Genomic DNA, 1,486 nt, shown 5'->3' with positions numbered 1-1,486 from the left:
CAGCCCGACGTGGTGCGCACGAGGGTGTTCGCCGAGCCGGCCAGAACTGCCCGCGCGGTGCGCTCGGTCGCGTACGCCAGCGCTGCAACCTTGCCCGGCATGGTGACCGACACACCGACCCATTCGGGACCGAAACCGTCGAGCAGACCGGGCAACTGCTCACCGGTGCAGTCGATGCGCTCGTAGGTCCAGTCGGCGAGACCGAGCGCGCGATACGCAGCACAGTGCAGCACCGGCGACTTCGAATGTTCGACGGGGCTGCCCAACACGGCGGCGCGCATGTCAGCGACCGCTGTCGAGGAAGCCATCCTCGACCCTGGTGATGTTCGCCAGATGTTCCTCGTAGCTGCGGGTGAACAGAGTTTCGCCCGCCTGGTTGATGGTCACGAAGTACAACCAGTCGCCGTCGGCAGGCATCTCGACCGCCTGCACCGCACCGATACTCGGCGAGGAGATCGGGGTTGCGGGCAGCCCCTCGCTGGCATAGGTGTTCCACGGGGTGACGCGGGCTCGGTCGCGTCGGTGGTGGCCACCTCGGTCGTGTCGAGCGAGTAGTTGACGGTCGAGTCGAACTCGAGCTTCTGCGGCACCGCGAGGCGGTTGAGGATCACCCGGGCCACTTTGCTGAAGTCCTGGGGCAGGGACTCACGTTCGACGAGCGAGGCGGCGACGAGGGTGTCGTACGGAGTCAGCCCGGAGTTGGCACCGGCGGTGAGGATTCCGGTGTCCTCGTAGCGAGTCGCACTCTCGGACACCAACTGCTTCAGAATGTCGGTCGGAGTCGCGCTGGGGTCGAAATCCCAGGTTCCCGCGGCGATCAGGCCTTCGAGCTGCCGATCGCGATCCGGGACTCCCTCGACGCGATCGGTGGCCCAGTCCGGGACGCCCAAGGCAGCCGGGTCGTCCACGGCTCCTGCCACGTTGAGATCGTCGTAGCTCACGCAGGTTGGGGTTCCACTGCCGGTTCGGTCCACGCAGCTGGCCTCGGAGATCAGGGTGTAGATGCCCTTCTTGACGGCATCGGTGTTCACGTCGCGCGCATCGTGAAGCTGTCGGCCCTCCGAGATCACCATGTTGCCCACCCGGGACGCGGGGTCCACGAGTTCGGTCACGGCCTGCGATGCAGGCACGTTGCTGGCGAGCAGATAGAAGCCGGGTTGAACCGAAGTGATGGCGTTGTTCAGGAGGGCTGCCTCGAGGAACGCACCCGAGCTGGCCACGACACCCTTGTCCGCTGCCTGGGTACCGATCTGCTGTGCGGTGTCGTTGGGATGAACCTGAATCACCACGCCGTCCCCCGGGGAGCCTGCGGCGAAGTCCGCGTTCGGTGTCGTGCGATTGCCGAACTTGTTCACCGCGAAATACCCTCCGCCCGCCACGGCCACAAGCAGTACGAGCCCGAGCACTGCAGCCACCAGCCAACCGCGACGCTTGCGGCTGGACGCGGCTCGGTCCTTGCGGGTCGCAGCACGGCTACGCCCGACCC

The 1,486-nt window shown here is 66.5% G+C and carries 2 pseudogenes; both read right to left on the bottom strand.

Going from position 1 to position 1,486, the window contains the following annotated elements:
- Window positions 1-308: pseudogene (locus tag RHBS_RS27690) on the bottom strand (shikimate dehydrogenase); the annotation flags it as partial.
- A pseudogene (mltG, locus tag RHBS_RS27685) lies at window positions 283-1,486 on the bottom strand (endolytic transglycosylase MltG); the annotation flags it as partial. The pseudogenes RHBS_RS27690 and mltG, both read right to left, overlap by 26 nt.

Source organism: Rhodococcus sp. BS-15 (genome assembly GCF_000813105.1).
Lineage (GTDB): Bacteria > Actinomycetota > Actinomycetes > Mycobacteriales > Mycobacteriaceae > Rhodococcoides.
The sequence above is the reverse complement of the archived record's forward strand: the minus strand, read 5'-3'. Positions and strand labels throughout refer to the sequence as shown.